At 67.9% G+C, this 13,924-nt stretch carries 14 protein-coding genes and 1 pseudogene; 7 read left to right on the top strand and 8 right to left on the bottom strand.

Features of this window, described 5'->3' with window-relative positions; genetic code table 11:
* The first annotated feature begins 367 nt into the window (after positions 1-367).
* Complete coding sequence (locus BG90_RS26470; RefSeq protein WP_038802081.1) at positions 368-1,327, top strand: universal stress protein; 960 nt, start codon at positions 368-370, stop codon at positions 1,325-1,327.
* Positions 1,328-1,569: 242 nt separating this feature from the next.
* Here BG90_RS26470 and BG90_RS26465 read toward each other — a convergent pair whose 3' ends face one another.
* The 7 genes from BG90_RS26465 to hyfB all read right to left on the bottom strand — a co-directional run bounded on the left by BG90_RS26465 (position 1,570) and on the right by hyfB (position 9,641).
* A complete protein-coding gene (locus BG90_RS26465; protein WP_010118839.1) occupies positions 1,570-1,986 on the bottom strand; it encodes a hypothetical protein in 417 nt (138 codons plus the stop codon).
* 423 nt (positions 1,987-2,409) lie between these two features.
* Positions 2,410-2,934, bottom strand: a complete 525-nt coding sequence (locus BG90_RS26460) for an NADH-quinone oxidoreductase subunit B family protein (protein WP_010118841.1) — start codon at positions 2,932-2,934, stop codon at positions 2,410-2,412.
* A complete protein-coding gene (locus tag BG90_RS26455) occupies positions 2,934-4,574 on the bottom strand; it encodes a hydrogenase large subunit (RefSeq protein ID WP_010118843.1) in 1,641 nt (546 codons plus the stop codon). Before BG90_RS26455 ends, BG90_RS26460 begins: the two co-directional genes overlap by 1 nt.
* Positions 4,575-4,577: 3 nt before the next feature.
* The gene (locus tag BG90_RS26450; RefSeq protein WP_010118845.1) at positions 4,578-6,038 is read right to left on the bottom strand and encodes a hydrogenase 4 subunit F; all 1,461 of its coding nucleotides are present in this window, start codon (positions 6,036-6,038) and stop codon (positions 4,578-4,580) included.
* Positions 6,031-6,690: a formate hydrogenlyase gene (locus BG90_RS26445; RefSeq protein WP_010118847.1), complete on the bottom strand. Its 660-nt coding sequence runs from the start codon at positions 6,688-6,690 to the stop codon at positions 6,031-6,033. The genes BG90_RS26450 and BG90_RS26445 overlap by 8 nt, the downstream gene beginning before the upstream one ends.
* The gene (locus BG90_RS26440) at positions 6,691-7,641 is read right to left on the bottom strand and encodes a respiratory chain complex I subunit 1 family protein (RefSeq protein ID WP_010118850.1); all 951 of its coding nucleotides are present in this window, start codon (positions 7,639-7,641) and stop codon (positions 6,691-6,693) included.
* Complete coding sequence (gene hyfB, locus BG90_RS26435; RefSeq protein ID WP_010109020.1) at positions 7,635-9,641, bottom strand: hydrogenase 4 subunit B; 2,007 nt, start codon at positions 9,639-9,641, stop codon at positions 7,635-7,637. Before hyfB ends, BG90_RS26440 begins: the two co-directional genes overlap by 7 nt.
* A 376-nt stretch (positions 9,642-10,017) precedes the next feature.
* On the opposite strand from hyfB, the gene BG90_RS26430 reads away from it, so the two are divergent.
* From BG90_RS26430 to BG90_RS26405, 6 genes are all read left to right on the top strand, one after another.
* On the top strand, positions 10,018-10,791 hold the full coding sequence (locus BG90_RS26430; protein WP_010118851.1) for a YoaK family protein: 774 nt from the start codon (positions 10,018-10,020) through the stop codon (positions 10,789-10,791).
* A 529-nt stretch (positions 10,792-11,320) separates the two neighbouring features.
* Positions 11,321-11,767, top strand: coding sequence for a hypothetical protein (locus BG90_RS26425; protein WP_010109023.1), 447 nt, complete (start codon positions 11,321-11,323; stop codon positions 11,765-11,767).
* A 63-nt stretch (positions 11,768-11,830) separates the two neighbouring features.
* Positions 11,831-12,094, top strand: coding sequence for an HPr family phosphocarrier protein (locus BG90_RS26420; protein WP_025990234.1), 264 nt, complete (start codon positions 11,831-11,833; stop codon positions 12,092-12,094).
* Between the two features lie 35 nt (positions 12,095-12,129).
* Positions 12,130-12,936 (top strand): fused MFS/spermidine synthase, encoded by an 807-nt coding sequence (locus tag BG90_RS26415; protein ID WP_010118853.1) that lies wholly within the window; start codon positions 12,130-12,132, stop codon positions 12,934-12,936.
* Positions 12,937-13,042: 106 nt separating this feature from the next.
* Entirely contained in the window at positions 13,043-13,261 is a 219-nt protein-coding gene (locus tag BG90_RS26410; RefSeq protein WP_010109026.1) for a ribbon-helix-helix protein, CopG family, read from the top strand.
* 40 nt (positions 13,262-13,301) lie between these two features.
* Positions 13,302-13,628 (top strand): hypothetical protein, encoded by a 327-nt coding sequence (locus BG90_RS26405; RefSeq protein WP_010118854.1) that lies wholly within the window; start codon positions 13,302-13,304, stop codon positions 13,626-13,628.
* Positions 13,629-13,735: 107 nt separating this feature from the next.
* On the opposite strand, the pseudogene BG90_RS38120 reads toward BG90_RS26405, so the two are convergent.
* A pseudogene (locus BG90_RS38120) lies at positions 13,736-13,894 on the bottom strand (MFS transporter); the annotation flags it as partial.
* Positions 13,895-13,924 lie beyond the last annotated feature (30 nt).

Raw genomic sequence — 13,924 nt, 5'->3', positions numbered from 1 at the left:
TGACACTCGGATGAAGAAACGACAGTGCGCGTAATGCACCGCAAGATCAGCCGGCCCGCGCCGCTCGATGAACGCGGCGCGGCTGCGATCGGTTCGGCATGAATAGATGCATATTGCGAGCAACTATTCTATGCGCGCGTCCCGACTCGCACAACGGCGCTTCGATCCGATCCGATCGCGCGAAGCCCGCGCGATCGGCGTCGCGTTCAACGCGAATCGCCGCGCCGGAGCGGCGTCCCCGGCATTTCGCGGCACGCCGGCGCCGCGCATGTGCCATTCCGCCGTGCTCGAAAAGATTGATTTCGCTCAACGAATACCGGGACCGGTGCCGCAGAATGAGCGAATAGTTGGTCCGTCCAGCACGTTGATGGAGTCGCCGATGTCCACCGATATCTCGAACCACGCCCCGCTGTCGCTGCCCACGCGCATTCTCGTCGCGATCGATGCGTCGAAGGCATCGCTGCGCGCGGTCGCCTATCTAAAGCTCGTGGCGCCCGCCGGCGCGACCGTGCGCTTCGTCAGCGTCGTCGACACGCCGCGCGCGTACACGCTGCCGCACACGTTCGCGCCGTCCGAATTCGCGGCGGCGCACGTCGAGCTCGTCAACGACGCGTCGAATGCGCTCGGCGACGCAACGAATGCGTTCGGCCGCGCCGACGTCGCCACCGAAACGGCGATCGTCGATCTCGCGAAGAAAGGCGGCGACGTCGTCGACGCCCTCCTCGACGAAACGCGTGACTGGCGAGCCGATCTCCTCGTCGTAGGCTCGCACCAGTATCAAGGGCTGCTGCGCTGGGTCGACCGCAGCGTGTCCGAACCGCTGCTCGCCAAGACGGATTGCGCGATCCTCGTCGTGCCGCCCGGCATCGAGACCGCCGAGCATGCGCCGAAGCGCATCATGCTCGCAACCGACGGCAGCCCGATCGCCGCACACGCATTGCGGTACGGCGCGCAATTCGCGACGTCCGACACGCATTTGCGTGCGATCTACGTGATCGACCGCGCGGTGCGGCTCACCGATTTCGTGCCGATTCACGTGCTCGAAGACGCGTTCGTCGAGGAAAGCGAGAAGGCGCTGGCGGTGGCGCGCCAGTTGCTCGACGAAGCGCCGGGCCAGACGAGCACCGCGGTCGTCAGCACCGACCGGACGAGCGACGACGTCGCGCACACGATCGTCCGCGAAGCCGACCGCTGGCCCGCCGACCTGCTCGTGATGGGCACGCACGGCCGGCGCGGCGTGTCGCGCTGGCTGCTCGGCAGCGTCGCGTTGCGCGTCGCGCGGCTCACGCAGATTCCGCTGCTGCTCGTGCGCGCGCCGGCTGCCTGAGGCGCGAAAGCGGCCGCTGCGGCATGCAAGCGGCCGATCATTTTGCTTTGCGAACGTTTGGGCAATCGCGGCGGCGGCGCGAGCATCATTTGGATGCCCGATTTGATCGAGCACCGGCGCTGCCGCTCGCGGTTTTCACGCGCGGCTACCGGCTTCGTCCGGAATCCCGAATCGGCGAAACGGTCACATCAACAAAACGCGGTGGCCGCTCGCCTCGCTCATTCGCCGGCTCGCGCGGGCCGTTATGCGCGCGAACGAGGTTTGTCCGCGCCGTCCGCCTTTTCATCGAGCAGCACGGCCAACCCGCCCGGCCCGAGCTTGCTCACGTTGACCCAGAAGGGGCTGCCGCCCGGCGTCTCGCCCATCGGCACGATCGGCACCTTGTAGTAGCGGTTCAGCATCATCAGGAACGCGAGCGCGTAGCCGCGCCGCCGCTCCGACGGCGCGATCTCGAGGCTATGCACGTACAGCCGGTCGGTCAGCTGCGAAAGGCCATATATCGCTTCGCCGACTCGCGCGCCTTCCGCATTGCGGATGACGACCGCCCATTTCGCATGCGCCGCGGGCTCGATCTCCGCTTCGGCCGCCTTCGTCTCGATCTTGATCGACGGCAGGCGGCGCAGCTTGCGCCAGGCTCGGAAACTCCGCAGTAATCCCATCGACTTCGTGCCTTTCTATTCCATTGCTCGCTCGGCCGAAAATGGCTTTGACAGTGAGTTTTCGCGTCTTTCGGGAAGCTGGCTGGCGTACGGACTAGGTACAGCTTCGAGCAGGCGCGGCAACTTTTTGTTTTTTTCGATCCATCAAGAGTGCGATAAAAAGTGCCTGATTGGAAATCAGCAAAAGACGAGAGCCGCGTAGGATTCTGCGCAACGGATGTAGGAATTCCCCTACACATGAAATGGATATGTTCGCGGACCGCGGCAACGCGCCGATCGAACGGTTCGAATGTGACTCGATGCGAAGAGGAATCCACAGGCTCATGCGCGCGATTCGCGTTGCGACGCGACGCCGCCGCCGGCCCAAATCCGGCCGCCGGCTTTCCCCGCCTGGAACCGCGAAGCGTCAGCGCCACCTTGAAATCAACGGCCGCCCGCCCGCGTATGCTCGAGCGCGCCGCGAATCCCGCGCAGCAGATCGATCGGCCGCGGCGGACAGCCCGGAATCGTCAGATCGACCGGCACGCGCTTCTCGAGCGGCCCGCACACCGCGTAGCTGTCCGCGAACACGCCGCCCGTGCATGCGCAATCGCCCGCCGCGACGACGAGCTTCGGCGCGGGCGTCGCGTCGTACGCAAGACGCACGGCGTCCCGCATGTTGAGCGTCAGCGGCCCGGTGATCAGCAGCATGTCCGCATGCCGCGGGCTCGCGACGAACTTGATTCCCAGCCCTTCGATGTTGTAGTACGGATTGCCGAGCGCATGCAGTTCGAGCTCGCAGCCGTTGCACGAGCCGGCATCGATCGCGCGGATGCACAGCGCGCGCCCGAGGATGTCGAGGATGTCCTGCTGGATGCGCTGCGCATCGCGCCGCCACGCGTCCTCGCCGGGCGGCGCGGGCTCGTCCGGCCGGCCGGTGCGTGCGATCTGTCTGACGAGCTGCCACATTACAGGTCGTGCCCCGCGTAGTTCAAGTTGAACGACTTGTTGATCAAAGGAAAGTCGGGAACGATGTTGCCGATGATCGCATGTTCGAGCGCCGGCCAGTTGTGCCACGACGGATCGTGGCAATGACAGCGCGCAACGCCGCCTTGCGCGCCGAGTTCGAGCGCGACGAGCACCGGGCCGCGCCAGCCCTCGATCCAGCCGACGCCGCGCCGTGCATCGTCTGCGCCGCGTCCTGCCGCTCCCGCATCACCCGAGCCGCTCGGCGCGTTCGCAACGGATGCAACGGATGCAACGGACGCGACGGACGCAACCGGCGCGGCAATCCCGTCGCCCGGCAGATCGGCAAGCAGCGCACGAATCGCCCGCATCGATTCGTACGTCTCCGCGAAACGCACCGCGACCCGCGCGGCGACGTCGCCGCGCGGGTCGCTGACGACGTCGACGGGCACTACGTCGTACGGCGCGAGCCGATGATCGACGCGCGCGTCGCGCGCCTTCCCGCTCGCGCGCGCGGCCAGCCCGCAGACGCCGAAATGCGCGGCCGTCTGCGCGGTGAGCCGCCCCGTGCCCGCGAAGCGGTCCTGCAGGCCGGACTGATCGTCGTAGATCGTCTGCATGGCGCGCACCTCGGCCTCGATCCGGTCGCACTGGGCGACGAGCGCCGCGGCGTCGTCCGCCGCGATGTCGCGCTCGACGCCGCCGGGCACGATTCGATCCATCAGATAGCGATGCCCGAAGATCCGGTCGTTCAGACGCAGCCAGTCTTCCTTGAGCCGCGAGAACTGCGCGAGGCCGACCGCGAAGCCCGCGTCGTTGCCGAGCGCGCCGAGGTCGCCGAGATGATTCGCGACGCGCTCGCGCTCGAGCAGCAGCGCGCGCAAACGCAGCGCGCGGTCCGGCACGCGGACCTTCATCGCCTGTTCGAGCGCCATGCAGTACGCCCACGTGAACGCGACCGTCGAATCGCCGGCGATGCGCGCGGCGAGACGGCTGCCCGCAAGCGCATCCGCGCGCTCGAACAGCCGCTCGACGCCGCGATGCGCGTAGCCGAGCCGTTCCTCGAGCCGCAGCACCTTCTCGCCGACGACCGAGAAACGGAAATGACCGGGCTCGATCACGCCCGCGTGAATCGGCCCGACCGCGATCTCGTGCACGCCTTCGCCCGCGACCGGCACGAACGGATAGTCGACCGTCGCGCTATCGAAGCGCTCCCGGCCCGTCACGTTCCTGCGCAGCGGATGGTAATCGCGCGGCCATGCCCCGTGATCGAGCCACGGCCGCGTATCGCCCGCGCCGCGCGCGCGCAGCCCGACGAGGTCGTGGACCGCACGCTGCATCCGCGTCGCGCTCGCGAAAAGCGTCGACAGATCCGGGTAGTCTCCCGCTTCGTCCGCCGCCGGCTCGACCGGCAGCCGCAGCCACAGCAGGCCGTCGTCCAGCTCGTACGCGGCGCACATCTCGAAGCGGCCCGCGACGGGCTCGCCGCCCCATAGCGTGACGAGCCGCCCGCCCGCTTCGCGGATCGTCTCGGCGGCGCGCGTCCACGCGTCGGCGTCGATCGACGCGAACACGACGTGCGGCTGCCCCGCCGCGCTCGCCAAGCGCGTCTGCCCAGGAATGTGGAACGATTCGATCCGCATCGCCTACCCCGCAATCATCGCCGCCGCCTGCCGATACCAGGTCGCGAGATACGGCGGCACGTAGAGCCCGAGCATCAAGCCGAGGCCGAGATGAACGAATACCGGCAACAGCGCCGGCGGATGCTCGAGCGCCGCGACGTTCGATTCGCCGAACACCATGCCCTGCACGCGCATGAAGATCGCCGCGAACGCCGCCGCGAGCGCGGCGAGCAGGAGCGGCGCGCTCCACGGCAGCTTCGCGATCGCCGTCGTCAGGATCAGGAATTCGCTCGCGAACACGCCGAACGGCGGCATGCCGAGGATCGCGAGCGCGCCCAACATCATCCCCCAGCCCACCGTCGGACTCACCTTCAAAAGCCCTTGTATGCCGTCGATCGCCTGCGTGCGCGCCTTCTGCGCCGCGTGCCCGACCGTGAAGAAGATCGCCGACTTCACGAGCGAATGAACCGTCATGTGCAGCAGCCCGGCGAACGTCGCGACCGGGCCGCCCAGGCCGAACGCGAACGTCATCAGCCCCATGTGCTCGATCGACGAATACGAAAACAGCCGCTTCACGTCCTTCTGCCTGAACAGCGAGAACGATGCGACGAGCACCGACACGAGCCCGAAGCCGACGAGCAGATGGCCGGGCAGGCCGTTGCCGAGCGCGCCGTCGGCAAGCACCTTGCAGCGCAGCACCGCATACAGCGCGACGTTCAGCAGCAGCCCGGACAGCACCGCCGAGATCGGCGTCGGGCCCTCGGCGTGCGCGTCGGGCAGCCAGCTGTGCATCGGCACGAGCCCGACCTTGGTCCCGTAGCCGACGAGCAGGAACACGAATGCGATCGACATGATCGTCGGATCGAGCTGCGCCTTGACGGCGTTCAGGCTCGTCCACAACAGCGCGTCGCCGTCGGCGAGCCGCCGGCCCGCCGCGAGATACAGGAGGATCGTGCCGAACAGCGCCTGCGCGATGCCGACGCCGCACAGGATGAAGTACTTCCACGCGGCTTCGAGGCTCGCCGCGGTCCGGTAGACGCTGACGAGCAGCACCGTCGCGAGCGTCGCCGCCTCCATCGCGACCCACAGCACGCCGACGTTGTTCGTCAGCAGTGCGAGCAGCATCGCGAAGATGAACAGCTGATACATGCAGTGATAGAGCCGCATCCGCCCGTCGCTCATCTTGCCGCGGTCCTGCTCGATGCGCATGTACGGATTCGAGAACAGCGACGTCGTCCAGCCGACGAACGCCGTCAGCGCGACGAGGAACACGTTGAACGGATCGACGAAGAACAGCCCGTCCAGCGCGAACATCGGCCCGTGCGCGACCGTGCGGGCGGCGAGCAGCAGCGCCGCCGCGCAGGTGAGGAAACTGAAGCCGACGTTCAGCGTGCGCGCGACGAGCTGCCGCCGCACGAACGCAAGGCAGCCGCCCGCGACGAGCGGAATGCCGAGCGACGCCAGCAGGACGTAGACGTCAATCATCTTTCAGTTTCTCGAGATGGTGGATGTCGAGGCTGTCGAACTGCTCGCGGATCTGGAACATGAACACGCCGAGGATCAGGATGCCGACGAGCACGTCGAGCCCGATCCCGAGCTCGACGATCATCGGCATTCCGTTCGTCGCCGCCGCGGCCGCGAAGAACAGACCGTTTTCCATCGACAGGAAGCCGATCACCTGCGGAATCGCCTTCGCGCGCGTGATCATCATCATGAACGACAGCAGCACGCACGCGAGCGCGATGCCGAGCGTGCCGCGCGCGGCCGATTCGGCGAGCCGGCTGATCGGCGCCGCGACGTTGAACGCGACGATCACGAGCGCGATGCCGGCGACGAGCGTCGTCGGGATGTTGAGAAGCGGCTCGACGTCGGCCTTCACGTTCAGCCGCTGCACGAGCCGGTACAGGATCCACGGGATCAGTCCGACCTTCAGCAGCAGCGTGAGCGCGGCGGACACGTACAGGTGCGTGTCCGCGGTCACGAAGCCCAGGATCAGGTTCGCCGACACGAGCGCGACGCCCTGCAGCGTATAGAGGTGGATCAGCGACAGGATCCGCCGCTGGCTCAGCATCGCGAACGACAGCAACAGCAGGATCGCCGCGAGGAAATTGATGAGCTGGGTCGCGTAGCCGTGCATCTACGCCCCCAGCAGGAAATGGACGAGCATGCCGATCACCGCGAGCAGGAACGCGGTCGCGAGGAATTCGGGCACGCGAAAAAGGCGCATCTTCGCGTTCGTCGTCTCGACGACGGCGAGCGCCGCGCCGCCGACCAGCAGCTTGACGAAGAGCGCCGGCAGCGCGAGCAGCAGCGCGAGCGGATTGCCCGCCTCGGCGATCCCCCACGGCATGAAGAGCGCGAGACCGATGCACGAATACGCGAAGAGCTTGAGGCTCGCCGCCCATTCCATCAGCGCGAGATGGCGGCCCGAATATTCGAGGATCAGCGCCTCGTGGATCATCGTCAGCTCGAGGTGCGTCGCCGGGTTGTCGACCGGCAGCCGCGCGTTCTCCGCGAGCGATACGAGCGTGAACGCGATCCCGGCGAACGCGAGGCTCGGATAGATCACGAGCTCGCGATGGCCGAGCGTCGCGACGATGCTCGTCAGAAGCGTCGATTGCGTGATCAGCGACGCCGAGAACAGCACCATCAGCAGCGCCGGCTCCGCGAGAAAGCCGATCAGCATCTCGCGGCGCGCGCCGAGCGTGCCGAACGCGGTGCCGATATCCATCGCCGCGAGCGACAGCGCGACGCGCGCGAGCGCGAACAGGCCGACGAGCGCGATCGCGTCGGCGGCGGGCGAGAACGGCAGTTCGGTCGATAGCGTCGGCACGATCGCGCACGCGAGCGTCATCGCCGCCCACACGACGTAAGGCGCGCCGCGAAACAGCGGGCTCGCGTGCTCCACGACGACCGATTCCTTGTTGAACAGCTTGTGCAGCATCCGGTACGGCTGCCAGATGCTCGGCGCGCGGCGGTTCTGCAGCCACGCGCGGCACTGGTTGACCCAGCCCGTCAACAGCGGCGCGGCCGCGAGCGCGACGAGAATCTCGAGCGTCTGCGACAGGATGCCGGATGCGGTCACCATCGTCTCACCACCGTCAGGAGAACGATCAGCACGACGAAGCTGTACGTCAGATAGATCGCGATGCGGCCCGTCTGCAGCAGCCCGACGAGCGCCGCGACACGGTTCACGAGCGCGGCGATCGGCTCGTAGAGCAGATGCCACGTGCGGTCCGCGACGCTCATCCGGTATTCCGGGCGCCCGTCGTACGGCGACGGCAGCCGCCGCTCGATCCGGAAGAACGGCGTGAAGATCTCGCGGATCGGCTGGCCGAAGCCTTCGGCCGTATCCTGCATCCGCGCGGTCACGAACGGATGGCCGCACGACCATGGCGCCGAGCGCCGCAGACGCCCGTGGTAGAAGCGTCGCACGAGCAGCCACGCGAGCGCGCAGCACGCGAGGAAGAACAGCATGAAGAGCGCCGGCATGTAGCTCGCGCGCGCGGTGGACACGGGCGCGAACAGCAGCCAGCCGTGGTTGACGCCGGCGATGCCCGCGCCGATCAGCGAGCGCGTCACCGCGTCGAGCACCTTCACGTACTGGACGGGCGCGAGGCCGAGCAGCACGCTCGCCGCCGCGAACCAGCAGAACGCGACGCGCTCCCACGGGCTCGCGTCGCGCGCGCGCTCGAGCTTCGCCTCGCGCGGCTGGCCGAGGAAGACGATGCCGAAGAACTTGACCATCGTGTAGCCCGCGAGCGCCGCGGTCAGCGCGACGAGCGCGGCGACGAGCGGCACTGTCATCCCGAGCACGGAATCGGGCAGGCCCGGCGTGAAGAGGAAGCTCTGCACGAGCAGCCACTCCGACACGAAGCCGCTCGACGGCGGCAGCCCCGCGCTCGCGGCGACGGCGGCGAGCATCGCCCAGGCGGTCCACGGCATGAAACGGATCAGGCCGCCGAGCCGCCCGAGATTGCGCTCGCCCGTCGCGTGCAGCACCGCGCCCGTACCGAGGAACAGCAGGCTCTTGAAGCACGCGTGCGCGACGATCTGATACAGCAGCGCCGTCAGCGACAGCGCGGCGAGCGCGGGCAGACGGTAGCCGAGGAACAGGATCGTGAGGCCGAGGCTCACGCACATCAGGCCGATGTTGTCGATCGACGAGTACGCGAGCAGCCGCTTCATGTCGGTCTGGATCGTGCTGAACACGACGCCGAGCAGCGCGCTGAAGAGGCCGAGCGCGAGCATCAGCACGCCCCACCATGCAACCTGCACGTGCAGCAGATCGAGGACCGTCCGCAGGATCCCGTACAGGCCGACCTTCAGCACGAAGCCGCTCAGCAGCGCGGACACGGGCGACGGCGCGGCCGGATGCGCGTCCGGCAGCCACACGTGCAGCGGGAAGATGCCCGCCTTCGCGCCAAAGCCGACGAGCGCGAGCACGAACGCGGCCGATGCGGCGAGCCCGTCGAGATGCTGGACGCGCATGTTCGCGAACGTATAGTCGCCCGTGCCCGCCTGCAGCAGCCCGAAGCACAGCAGGAGCGCGAGCGCGCCGACGTGCGAGATCAGGAAATACAGGAACGCGGCGCGGCGGATCTCGGCGATCCGGTGGTTCGTCATCACGAGGAAGGTTGCCGACAGCGTCAGCGTCTCCCACGCGACCATGAAGCAATAGGCGTCGTCCGCGACGAGCAAGAGCACCATGCTCGCAACGCAGACGTGGTATTCGAAGCAGATGAGGCCGGGCGCCGTGCCCTCGCCCTTGCGGAAATAGCCGGACGAGAATGCGCCGACGCCCGCCGTCACCACGCCGAGCACGAACAGGAAATAGGAAGACAGCGCGTCGACGCGCAGATGGAACGGCAGATCGGGCAGGCCGAGCGGCAGCACGACGGTGGCCGGCGCGGCGAACACGCCGGCGAAGCCGACGCCCGCCAGCGCGAGCCCGGCGAGCGCGCCGAGCGGAAAGAGCCCGTGTGCGATCACGCCGGTGCGGCGCAAGTTCGCGAGTCCGGCGCAGCCGAGCACGAGCCACGCGAGGGCGACGAGCAGCACGCATCGGAGAAGCAGGCCCTGTTCCATGTTGTCTGACTCGCGGATCGCCTAGCGTCGCGCCAACGGACGTTCGAACGAGTATGGCGAAGCGCCGCACGCCGTGCAAGCGGCGAAAAGCCGCGCGCATGCGGCGCCGCAGCGTGGACGACGCGCGCTCGGGCAGCGCGTCTTCTCTTTCTCCTCTTCGATTCGGTGCGTCGAGCCGGGCGTCATCTCAGGACCATTTCGTTACAAGAGTATGATAATGGCGTTATCATCCTAGCACCATTGCCGATCTGTCACCATACGCGTCGATACGCATCGCTCGCTCCCCGGTACGCGTCGCGTCGCGACTACTCGGCGCTCGAACACGCGGGTCCCCGGACATGCGAGCAGGACGCGCAGGACCATCCGCCGCCACGCCATGCCAGTCGCCTACTTTCGCAGTCTCGCCGGAAAGGATCGCAATCTCGACGCCAACCGGCACCTCGGCTTTTCCCTCGCGTTCGTCGCGGGCGCCGCGAACGCCGGCGGCTTCCTTGCCGTCAAGCAGTACACGTCGCACATGAGCGGGATCGTGTCGGCGATCGCCGATCAGGCGGCGCTCGGCAACATCGTGCTCGTGTTCGCCGGGGTCGCGTCGCTCGCGTCGTTCCTGCTCGGCGCCGCCTCGTCGGCCGTGCTCGTCAACTGGGGGCGGCGCAAGCGGCTGCACAGCCGCTACGCGTTCCCGCTGCTGCTCGAGGCGTTCCTGCTGCTGTGCTTCGGCCTGCTCGGCAGCCATCTCGCGCTCTGGCGGGCGTTCTTCGTGCCCGTCACCGTCGTCCTGCTGTGCTTCATCATGGGCCTGCAGAACGCGATCATCACGAAGCTCTCGAACGCCGAGATCCGTACGACGCACATGACAGGCATCGTCACCGATCTCGGCATCGAGCTCGGCAAGCTGTTCTACTGGAATTCGACGCAAGCCGGGCCCGGCGAGCCCGATGTGTACGCGAACCGGCAGAAGCTGCGCGTGCTCGGCGCGATGCTGGCGATGTTCTTCGCCGGCGGCCTCGCGGGCGCGCTCGGCTTCAAGCATGTCGGCTACTCGGTGACGATCCCGCTCGCCGGCCTCCTCGTCGTGCTGGCCGGCGTGCCGATGCTCGACGATCTGCGCGAATGGGCGAGCCGGCCGGGCGACGGGCGCGCGCATTGATGGCGCGCGGGCGCGCGGCGGCGCCCGCCGGCGTCGAATCGCACGCTCAGATGGGCGGCGGCTGCCGGCGCGGGCTCGGGCGGGGGCTGCCTGCCTGGCTCGGCGCTGCGCTGCGCGATCACCGCACGCCGCCTTGCACGCCCCGCCCGAACGACAGGTTCGCGATCCGGGTCCGGCGTCCCGGGCCCGAGAGCGAAAGCAATTTCAGGTTCCGAATACCGGCGCTCGCCGCCACCCGGCCGGCCATGAGCCAAAGCCGGCAACCGTGTCGCGCAAGCCGCGACGGCCAGTTGCACATTTATTCCGAAAGCCGTTCGTCAGGCGCCGGAGTGCGCGCCGCCCCCCCTTCTCGCACCTCGGCCGGCCTCGTTCGATGCACGCGCCCACTTTTCGAACATGCACATACCATGTTAATGTTATGTGCATATACATCCCTTGGCACGAAAATGATCGATCGCGCGCCGGCCCCGTTCGGCGATTGGCTCAACTGCACGCGCCGTCCGATGCGCGGCCCGTCCCGGAGGCACGCATGTTCGACATGCATGTAGCGCTCCTGGCGCACGACTACGCGCGTCGCGAGCCGCGGGACGTGATGGGCGCGCAGGGGCTCGTGATCGTCGGCGTCGGCCGGAGCGGCGAGCGCGGCTTCCAGATGCTGTACCGCTTCGCGGACGCCTGCGAGCGCCTCGAAGCGCTCGGCACGAACGTCATCTTCGTCTACCCGAAGGAATCGGCACGCCACGTGCTGGACCGCATCTCGGTCTCGAGCGCGCGGATCCGGCAGCGCCCGTGCCTCTTCCTCGACGACGACGGGCACTTCTTCCGCCGGCCGTGCCCGCCCCGGTCGCTCTTCCTCATGCATTTGAACCGCGACATGAAGCCGCTCGACACGGCGAAGATCGTCCTGCAGGATGACGCATGGGACGGCGAATTGCTCGCGTTCCTCGCCCGTGCGCAGGCCCGCTCCATGCACTGAGCAGGCACGCGCGAAAGCCGGACGGAACGGCCGGCGCGCGATGAATTACTTGAAGGAATCCTGGTGGCACAAGCATTGATCGAGATCGGCCCGAAATGGGGGCGCTACGACGCCGCGCTCGCCGGTCAAACGCTCGCCGGCGCGGCCGGCCGCTTTCAGAGCGACATCGTCGTCGTCGCGAACGGCCGGCGCGCGAACGCGAAGGACGTGATGTCCGTCGTCGCGCTGCGCGCGAAGTGCGGCACGCAGATGCAGATCCTGTCGAGCGGCCCCGACGAGGACGACGCGCTCGATTCGCTGGCTTCGTTGCTGACCGCGAGCCGATGAGCGGGAATCGGCCGATGCGACCACGCTTTCCCGGCATGTCCGCGAACGCGTCCGAGCCGCTGTCCGCCCCGCACCGCTGCGGGCGCGCAAACTCGCCGGTCGTGATCGAAACGCCGCACCTCGTGTCGCTGTGCTTCGACGACCGCGGCATGCAAAGCTGCATGTACGCCGACAGCCCCGACCTGCTCGCGCTCGGCTACACGCGCACGGTGATGGGCTTTCTGCTGCTGCGTCCCGAGCCGCGCCGGATCGCGATGATCGGCTTGGGCGGCGGCTCGCTCGCGAAGTATTGCCACCGGCATCTGCCCGATACGCAGATCACGTCGGTCGAAATCAATCCGGACGTGATCGCGCTGCGCGACCGGTTCCGGATTCCGCCCGACGACGCGCGCTTCGCGGTTCTGTGCGCCGACGGCGCCCGTTACGTCGCGTCGGGCGATGCGTGCGCCGACGTGCTGATCGTCGACGGCTTCGACGCCGCCGGCCTGCCGTACGAGCTCGGCAACCGGCAGTTCTATGCCGACTGCCATCGTCATCTCGCCGAAGGCGGCGTGCTCGTCGTGAATCTGCTGACCGACGATCCGCGCGTCGCCGACTGCCTCGCCGCGCTGCGCGACGTGTTCGGCGCGTCGGCGACGCTCGCGCCCGCCGAGGACAGCGCGCTCAATCTGATCGGCTTCGCGTGGAAAGGCGACGCGCCGCTGCCGTCGCTCGAGACGATGATCGAGCGCGCGAATGCGATTGCGGATCGGCACAGCGTCGATCTCGTCGAGGCGGCGGTGCGCATCGAACTGGGCGTGAGCTACGACTGGAGCCGGTTCGGCGAACCGGTCGAGGCTTGATCCACCGCGCGCGAAGCGGCGCCGGAAATGAGGGAACGGACGAAAAATCGTCCGGGAATCGGCATGTATTATAATCTGATTAACATACTCGCCACTGTGTCCCGCCATGGAAACGAAAAGCGCCCGTCTGACCGTCCTGATCGACCCCTTCAAGAAGAAGGCGTTCGAGCAGTTGTGCGCCGCGCAGGATCTGACGCCGTCGCAAGTCGTGCGTCAGATGATTCGCGACTATCTCGAGCAGCACGGCGTGAGCTACAAGACGCGCAGTCCGGTCGCCGTCCGCGGCGCCGCGAAACCGCAGCCGCGCCGCAAGACCGTCGCCTGATTCATGGGCGCGTGCGCGCCCGCGTCGTACGAAAGCAGCAATGATACCTTGCGATGTCTGTCAGCCGCTCCTCGCCGAGCGGCATCCCGCGAGCGGCGCGCCGCTCGTCGCCGTCGGCAAGCCGACCAGGCTGCGGCCGCTGCTGCGCAAGCCGGTCGAGATCGGCAAATACCGGTGCAGCGCCTGCGGCGCGAACTGGATTCGCGAAACCGACGCGTCCGCGCCCGGCCAGGTCCACTGGCTCTTCCTCGGCAACGCGTCGAGCATTCTCGAGCCGACCGCGCGCAAGCGGTGGTCGTCGAACGGCGAGCGTGCGCCGGCAGGCGAACCGCAAGCGCAGCCGGCCGACGCCGAGCGCGTGGCCTGATCGTTCAGCGCTTGACGCCGCCCGGAACCGGCACGCGCCGGATCTCGGACAGATAGAGGATGGTCAGCGACACCCAGACGATCCCGTACAGGAACATGAAGCACGTCGAGCGCACGCAGCACCGAGCCCGGCAGCGAGAACCCCGCCGCGGCGACGAGCGACATCCCGTAGCCACTCTTCGAATATTGCGGAATCCACAGCGACAGCGCGGTGAAGCCACCGAACGTGATCGAATCGTACTGGCGAAGCTTCCACACGCGCGGATCGCATCGCGGGCCCGTCCGGTGCGGCGTGCT

It is taken from the genome of Burkholderia oklahomensis C6786 (genome assembly GCF_000959365.1).
Classification (GTDB): Bacteria; Pseudomonadota; Gammaproteobacteria; order Burkholderiales; family Burkholderiaceae; genus Burkholderia; species Burkholderia oklahomensis.
Note: the sequence above shows the minus strand (reverse complement) of the source record. Positions and strands in the feature narration are given on the sequence as shown.